This is a genomic window from Chryseobacterium sp. S0630 (assembly GCF_024158915.1).
Lineage (GTDB): Bacteria > Bacteroidota > Bacteroidia > Flavobacteriales > Weeksellaceae > Chryseobacterium.
This window is the reverse complement of sequence record NZ_JAMZGF010000102.1, coordinates 1-7,979: the sequence shown is the minus strand read 5'-3', so window position 1 is coordinate 7,979 and position 7,979 is coordinate 1. Positions and strand designations below refer to the sequence as shown.

Sequence of the window (7,979 nt, the reverse complement as noted above, 5' to 3'; positions counted from 1 at the left end):
AAAATCATCCTAAAAAAATAATATGGGTAGTTTATAAACAAAAACCGCCTCAAGGAAAATGAGACGGCTTCTTTTTTTATTCCCATTTGTTAATTTTTTTAAACCTCTATAACATGTATTACAACGACGACACGACCATCTATTTTGACGGAAAATTTATGAAAGCGAAAGATGCCGGAACCGATCTGTATGGACAATCTCTTCACTATGGTTACTCTGTTTTTGAAGGAATTAAATCCTACAGCACAGATCACGGGACTCAGATTTTTAAAGCAAAAGAACACTACGAAAGACTGAAAAGATCAGCAGAACTGATGCATATTCCTTTCGATTATTCCGTAAATCAGCTTACAGAACTTACCTATGAACTTCTGGATCGAAATGGATTTACCGATGCTTATATCCGTCCGTTGGTTACGTGCTCTCCCAATATGTCTCTCTCAAAAGGACAAAAATCTTACCTGTCACTTCTAGCCTGGGAATGGAATAACGGCTATCTGGCAGATAAAATGAAAATTATGACTTCCCCTTTTCAACGTCCTAATCCTAAAGCTTTCAAGGTGGAAGCCAAAGTAGGAGGACATTATGTAAACTCCATATTAGCCTGTCAGGATGCCAAAGATAAAGGCTATGATGAAGCGCTGGTTCTGGATGAAAACGGGAATGTTGCCGAAAGCTCAGGTGCCAATGTGTTCTATGAAAAAGGCGGAGTTTTATATACTCCGGCTAAAGGAAGCATCCTTCCTGGAATCACAAGACAAACGGTGATGGAGATCTGCGATGAGCTTGATATCCCTGTAAAAGAAACCTTTTTTAAACCAGAGGAAATGCGGGGTGCAGATGCAGGCTTTTTCTGTGGTACCGCAGCAGAAATTGTTGCCCTGGATTCACTTGATGATGTTCCTTTTACCAAAGACTGGGAAAACACAGCAAGTGGGAGAGTACAACAGGCATATTTAAAATTAGTAAGAGTTCTGTCATTGTAAATATTATGAATTTAAATGTTTGATTATCAATTGGATAATTCTGTTTTTTGAATAATTGAATATTGTAGTTTTTAGAAAAAATGAAAATGAAAAGAATATTACAAAATGTAGTTTTGGATCAAAATTTAGTAAAGAACTCTATTTGAAGAAGAGGAAAAGAATAGAAAATGTAGGAAAAGTATGTTAAATAAATATTCAAAAACATTCACGCAAAATAGCGAACAACCCGCAGCCAAAGCCATGTTGTACGGGATAGGATTTACAGAGGAAGATATGCACAAGGCTCAGGTCGGAATTGCCAGTATGGGCTATGACGGGAACACCTGTAATATGCATTTGAATGATCTGGCTCAGGTAGTAAAAAAAGGAACATGGAAGCATGGATTAGCCGGATTGATTTTTAACACCATCGGAGTAAGTGACGGAATGAGCAACGGAACAGATGGAATGCGCTATTCTCTGGTAAGCCGTGATGTGATTGCAGACAGTATCGAAGCTATCTGTGGAGCACAATACTACGACGGATTGATCGCATTACCAGGCTGCGACAAAAATATGCCGGGAACCATCATCGCAATGGGAAGGCTGAACAGACCATCTATCATGGTGTACGGAGGAACAATTGCTCCCGGCTGCTATAAAGGTGAACAGCTTAACATTGTTTCTGCTTTTGAAGCGTTAGGAAAAAAGATAGCTGGAGAAATCACTGAAGAAGATTTTGATGGAGTTGTGAAAAATTCCTGTCCCGGAGCTGGTGCATGTGGTGGAATGTATACTGCGAATACAATGGCATCTGCAATAGAAGCGTTAGGAATGAGTCTTCCGTATTCCTCTTCCAATCCGGCTTTAAGCAAAGAAAAACAGGAAGAATGCCTTGAAGCAGGAAAATATCTGAAAATATTATTGGAAAAAGACATTAAACCTTCGGATATCATGACCCGCAAAGCTTTTGAAAATGCCCTTCGCATGATTGTTATTCTTGGGGGAAGCACTAATGCCGTTCTACATTTTATAGCCATGGCAAAAAGTGTAGGAGTGCCGCTTACTCAGGATGATTTCCAAAAAATGAGTGATAAAACTCCGGTGTTGGCAGATTTAAAACCAAGCGGGAAATACCTGATGCAGGATCTGTATGAACACGGAGGAATACCATCAGTCATGAAATACCTCTTAAACCAGGGATTATTACACGGTGATTGTTTAACAGTAACCGGAAAGACATTAGCTGAAAATTTAGAAAATGTTCCCGATCTGGATTTTAATACACAAAAAATTATAAAGCCTCTTTCAGAACCTGTAAAAGCTACAGGACACCTGAGAATACTATACGGAAATCTTGCGGAAAAAGGAAGTGTAGCCAAGATCACAGGAAAAGAAGGCGAACGTTTCGTAGGTAAAGCCCGTGTATTTGATGGTGAAAAAAATCTGATCAGAGGAATTCAGGATGGAACCGTACAGCATGGAGACGTCATTGTCATCCGTCATGAAGGCCCGAAAGGAGCTCCCGGAATGCCGGAAATGCTGAAACCCACCAGCGCACTGATAGGAGCAGGACTGGGAAGCAGTGTTGCTTTAATTACAGACGGAAGATTCAGCGGAGGAACCCATGGCTTCGTAGTAGGACATATCACTCCGGAAGCGCACGAAGGAGGTCTGATTGCCTTTGTAAACGATAATGATCTGATTGAAATTGATGCTGTCAACAATACCATACAGCTTAAAGTCTCAGAAGAAGAAATAGAAAGAAGAAAACAAGGATGGCAAAAACCAGCCCTTAAAGTACAGAAAGGATTGCTTTATAAATATGCATTAACAGTATCATCAGCTGCAGAAGGTTGTGTAACGGACGAAATCACTCAATAAGAAAATATGGAAAATCTGAATATATCAACAGAAATACAACTGAGCGGAAGCCGGATCATTCTTGAAGCCTTTCTTCAGGAAGGAGTGAAAACTGTTTTCGGATATCCGGGAGGTGCTATTATCCCTATTTATGATGCCCTTTACGACTATAAGGAAAATCTGAAACATATATTGGTACGCCATGAACAGGCGGCAGTACATGCAGCGCAGGGCTTAGCAAGAGTCTCAGGAGAAGTCGGAGTTGTATTGGCTACAAGTGGCCCGGGAGCAACTAATCTTGTAACAGGTTTGGCAGATGCACTATTAGATAATACTCCTTTGGTTTGTATTACAGGACAGGTTTTTGAACACCTTCTGGGAACTGATGCCTTTCAGGAAATTGATGTAATGAACGTCACAAGTCCTGTTACCAAATGGAATTATCAGGTGACCGATGCCAATGAGCTTCCCGAAGTATTGGCAAAAGCATTCTACATTGCAAAGTCAGGTCGTCCCGGTCCAGTAGTGATTGATGTGACCAAAAATGCCCAGTTGCAGTCTGTTGCTTATAAAGGATATTCATCATGTAATTCATTGAGAAGTTATAAACCCGATCCTGATCCGTGTCTGGAAAATATTGGAAAAGCTGCAGAGCTGATCAATAAAGCAGAAAAACCATTTATCATCGCTGGACAGGGGATTATGCTGGGGAAAGCCGAAAAAGAATTTTTACAATTTGCCGAAAAATCAGGAATTCCTGTAGCATGGACGGTTTTAGGAATGAGTGCTATTCCAACTCATCATCCACAAGCTGTAGGAATGGTAGGAATGCACGGAAACTATGGCCCGAATATATTAACCAATGAATGTGATGTCTTAATTGCAGTCGGAATGAGGTTCGATGACCGAGTGACCGGAAGATTGGATCAATATGCAAAACAGGCTAAGATTATTCACCTGGATATTGATAACGCAGAGATCAATAAAAATGTAAAAGTAGATGTTCCGGTTCTTGGAAATTGTAAACACACGATTCCTCTTCTTACCGAAAGGATTATAAAAAGAGAACATCATGACTGGCATGAAAGATTTAAAAAATGTCATGAAATTGAAAGTATCAATCTGATCCATACAGAGCTTTACCCTGAAGAGGGAGAAATTACAATGGGAGAAGTTATCCGCCACCTGAATGAAATGACAAAAGGTGAAGCTGTAATTGTAACCGACGTGGGACAGCATCAGATGGCAACGTGTCGTTACTCTCATTTCAAACATTCCCGAACCAACGTTACAAGTGGAGGGCTGGGAACAATGGGATTCTGTCTTCCCGCAGCAATAGGAGCGTCTTATGCAGAAACCAACCGCCCTGTGGTTGCAGTGATGGGTGATGGAGGAGCTCAGATGAATATTCAGGAACTGGGAACTATTATGCAATACCATCCGGAAGTCAAAATATTAATCCTGAATAATTGCTATCTGGGAATGGTAAGACAGTGGCAGGAATTGTTTCACGAAGAAAGATATTCTTCAGTAGATATTCAGAGTCCGGATTTTGTTCAGGTAGCAAAAGGGTATAATATTTCTGGAAAGAAAGTGTCTGAGAGAGAAGAACTGAAGTGGGCACTCCATGAAATGCTGGATCATAAAGGATCTTTCCTCCTTGAAGTAATGACAGGAAAAGAACACAATGTATTTCCGATGATTCCACAGGGGAAAAGTGTTTCGGAGATTGTATTAAATAATAAAGCTTAAAAATAAAAAAGATGAAAACAGATCATAAAGAATACACCATTACGGCGTACACAGAAGATTATTTAGGATTGATCAGCCGCATCAATGCTATTTTTTCAAGAAGAAGAATTTCTATGGTAACCTTCAATGTAGGGCCTTCAGAAATAGAAAAGGTAAAAAAGTTTGTCATTGTAATCCGGGAAACAGAAGATTCTGTTCAGAAGATCAGCAGACAAATGGAAAAGCAGGTAGATGTTCTGGAGGTACATTATCACAGAAACCCATATCTGACGGTGGTAGAATATGCCAGCTAAATGTAAAAATTAAACATCACAATCAATAATAAATAAAATCAAAAAAAATGGCAAAATTGAATTTTGGAGGAGTAGAGGAGAATGTAGTAACAAGAGAAGAATTTCCGTTGGAAAAAGCTCAGGAAGTATTAAAGAATGAAGTCGTAGCCGTGATTGGTTATGGAGTACAGGGACCTGGACAGGCTTTAAACCAGAAAGATAACGGAATTAATGTAATTGTAGGACAGAGAAAAAACTCCAAATCATGGGATAAAGCAGTAGCAGACGGATTTGTACCAGGGGAAACTTTATTTGAAATCGAAGAAGCACTGGAAAAAGGAACTGTTATCTGCTATCTTCTGAGTGATGCCGCACAGATAGAATATTGGCCGAAAGTAAAACAGCATCTTACCCCAGGAAAAGCATTGTACTTCTCTCATGGTTTCGGAATTACCTTCAGCGAGCGTACAGGAATTGTTCCTCCAGCCGATGTAGATGTATTTCTGGTAGCACCAAAAGGATCTGGAACATCATTGAGAAGAATGTTTTTGCAGGATAGAGGTTTGAACAGCAGTTTTGCTGTATATCAGGATGCTACAGGAAAGGCCAGAGAAAGAGTAACTGCATTAGGAATTGCGATAGGAAGCGGATATCTTTTTGAAACCGACTTTAAAAAAGAAGTATACAGCGACCTTGCCGGAGAACGTGGAACTTTGATGGGTGCTGTACAGGGAATATTTGCTGCTCAGTATGATGTATTGAGAAAAAATGGACACAGCCCTTCTGAAGCTTTTAATGAAACCGTAGAAGAATTGACTCAGTCATTAATGCCTTTAGTAGCAGAAAACGGAATGGACTGGATGTACGCTAACTGCAGCACAACTGCTCAGAGAGGAGCTTTGGATTGGTGGAAGCGTTTCAGAGATGCTACTTCGCCTTTGTTTGAAGAACTGTATGACAATGTAGCGAAAGGAAACGAGGCACAACGTTCGATCGACAGTAACAGCAAACCGGATTATCGTGAAAAATTGGAAGCTGAACTTACTGAGTTGAGAGAAAGCGAAATGTGGAAAGCAGGTAAAACGGTACGAAGCCTGAGACCCGAAAACAATTAATTACTAAACAGATGATGAAAGAGGATGTAAGTCCCTCCGTTCTAAAGAATGTCTATAAAGCGGAGGAACGATTAAAAAATGTAGTGGTAAAAACGCCTTTGGCTGTCAATAATAATCTGTCAGCTATTTATGAGTCGAATATTTATTTTAAAAGAGAAGACCTTCAAAGGGTCAGATCCTATAAAATAAGAGGAGCTTATAATAAGATGGCCACCATGTCTGAGGAAGAACTTTCAAAAGGTGTTGTTTGTGCCAGTGCCGGAAATCATGCCCAGGGCGTTGCTTTTGCATGTCAGACCATGAAGGTCAAAGGAACGATTTTCATGCCTTTGCCAACTCCCGGACAAAAGCTTGAACAGGTGAAAATGTTTGGTGGAGAATACATAGACGTTATTCTTTTCGGAGATACTTTTGATGCTGCGAAAGATGCTGCGATGAGGTTTTGTAAAGACCATAACAGTGTATTTATTCATCCATTTGATGATCCTGCTATTATTGAAGGGCAGGCTACAACAGCACTTGAGATTCTGGAACAGTCAGAAGGTTTAGTTGATTATCTTTTTGTTCCGATAGGTGGTGGTGGACTGGCAGCAGGAGTTTGTACTGTATTTCAGCATCTGTCTCCACAAACAAAAATTATTGGTGTAGAACCCTCCGCAGCAGCAAGCATGAAAAAAGCCCTTGAAAAAGGGGAACCCGTTCTTCTCGAAAAGATAAGCCGTTTTGTAGACGGTGCAGCCGTACAGCAAGTGGGAGATCTTACTTTTGAACGCTGTAAAGACGTACTGTATGATATGGCTACAGTAGATGAAGGACTTGTCTGTGAAACCATATTGTCACTGTACAACAAAGATGCTATCGTGGTAGAACCAGCAGGAGCACTTTCTGTAGCAGTATTGGAAAAGTACAGAGAAGAAATAAAAGGTAAAAACGTAGTATGTATCATCAGTGGAAGTAATAATGATATTACCCGTATGGAAGAGATCAAGGAAAAGGCATTGCTTCATGCAGGATTAAAGCATTATTTCCTGGTCAGATTTCCACAACGTCCCGGAGCATTGAAGGCTTTTGTAATGGATGTATTAGGTCCTGATGATGATATTACCTACTTTGAATACACCCAGAAAAATTCAAAAGAAAAAGGAATTGCAGTCGTAGGAATTGCTCTGAAGCAAAACAAAGATTTCACCCCATTGATCGATAAGATGAAACAGTATGATTTCTTTGTCAACTATCTGAACAATGATCCTTCTCTGATGAATTTGCTTATTTAAAATTTTTAAACCATTAAGAATAATAAAGTTTTTAAGAATATTTAAGGAGAAATATCTTGAGATATTTATTAAGTAAGCTGCTTCATTCAAATTAATTTGAATCTTAACTTTCCTTACAACCTAAACTCCTCTTAACGGTTCCAAATCATATTCAATATTAAATTATTTCGTATTTCAGATTCTAAAAACACAATGATGAAAAAAGCTTCACAATCTGTGAAGCCTTTTTGTTTTTTGACAATATCAAACGACATAAGAACCTGAAGCGTTAAGAAAATGAATTCTGTGAACGTTAAAAAAACTCTATTGTTTGAGTGCGGGGCAACATATGATTCTAAACATAGAGTGTTTCCGCAGGAGTTTAGAGTTTTTAGAGAACAGATTTCATTTTTAGCTGAAGTTTCTAAGTCTTGAATTTTTGATTCTTTTGTTTCAAGACAAAAGAAATATGATGAATTAAAAATAAATTTTAAACCATTAAGAATAATAAAGTTTTTAAGAATAGTGAAGGAGAAATATCTTGAGATATTTATTAAGCACGGTGCTTCATTCAAATTAATTTGAATCTTAACTTTCCTTACAACCTAAACTCCTCTTAACGGTTCCAAATCATATTCAATATTAAATTATTTCGTATTTCAGATTCTAAAAACACAATGATGAAAAAAGAAGCCGTCTCACAACTGAGGCGGTTTTTCTTGTTAAAAAGTAAATAATTTTTATATATTTTGATTTGTT

Annotated in this window: 6 protein-coding genes; all 6 read left to right on the top strand. The window is 38.8% G+C overall.

The window, feature by feature from the left end:
- Positions 1–113: 113 nt before the first annotated feature.
- The 6 genes from ilvE to ilvA all read left to right on the top strand — a co-directional run bounded on the left by ilvE (position 114) and on the right by ilvA (position 7,241).
- Positions 114–986, top strand: a complete 873-nt coding sequence (gene ilvE / locus NK356_RS23745) for a branched-chain-amino-acid transaminase (protein WP_253318216.1) — start codon at positions 114–116, stop codon at positions 984–986.
- A 180-nt stretch (positions 987–1,166) separates the two neighbouring features.
- Positions 1,167–2,849, top strand: a complete 1,683-nt coding sequence (ilvD, locus tag NK356_RS23740) for a dihydroxy-acid dehydratase (RefSeq protein ID WP_253318215.1) — start codon at positions 1,167–1,169, stop codon at positions 2,847–2,849.
- Positions 2,850–2,855: 6 nt separating this feature from the next.
- The gene (gene ilvB, locus NK356_RS23735) at positions 2,856–4,580 is read left to right on the top strand and encodes a biosynthetic-type acetolactate synthase large subunit (RefSeq protein ID WP_253318214.1); all 1,725 of its coding nucleotides are present in this window, start codon (positions 2,856–2,858) and stop codon (positions 4,578–4,580) included.
- 11 nt (positions 4,581–4,591) lie between these two features.
- On the top strand, positions 4,592–4,873 hold the full coding sequence (locus tag NK356_RS23730; protein ID WP_051934208.1) for a hypothetical protein: 282 nt from the start codon (positions 4,592–4,594) through the stop codon (positions 4,871–4,873).
- A gap of 47 nt (positions 4,874–4,920) precedes the next feature.
- The gene (gene ilvC, locus NK356_RS23725; protein ID WP_034692308.1) at positions 4,921–5,967 is read left to right on the top strand and encodes a ketol-acid reductoisomerase; all 1,047 of its coding nucleotides are present in this window, start codon (positions 4,921–4,923) and stop codon (positions 5,965–5,967) included.
- Between the two features lie 11 nt (positions 5,968–5,978).
- On the top strand, positions 5,979–7,241 hold the full coding sequence (gene ilvA / locus NK356_RS23720) for a threonine ammonia-lyase (RefSeq protein ID WP_253318213.1): 1,263 nt from the start codon (positions 5,979–5,981) through the stop codon (positions 7,239–7,241).
- Positions 7,242–7,979: the final 738 nt, after the last annotated feature.

Coding starts and splice junctions, on each gene's coding strand:
- ilvE (WP_253318216.1), top strand. CDS start 114: ATGTATTACAACGACGACACGACCATCTATTTTGACGGAAAATTTATG.
- ilvD (WP_253318215.1), top strand. CDS start 1,167: ATGTTAAATAAATATTCAAAAACATTCACGCAAAATAGCGAACAACCC.
- ilvB (WP_253318214.1), top strand. CDS start 2,856: ATGGAAAATCTGAATATATCAACAGAAATACAACTGAGCGGAAGCCGG.
- NK356_RS23730 (WP_051934208.1), top strand. CDS start 4,592: ATGAAAACAGATCATAAAGAATACACCATTACGGCGTACACAGAAGAT.
- ilvC (WP_034692308.1), top strand. CDS start 4,921: ATGGCAAAATTGAATTTTGGAGGAGTAGAGGAGAATGTAGTAACAAGA.
- ilvA (WP_253318213.1), top strand. CDS start 5,979: ATGATGAAAGAGGATGTAAGTCCCTCCGTTCTAAAGAATGTCTATAAA.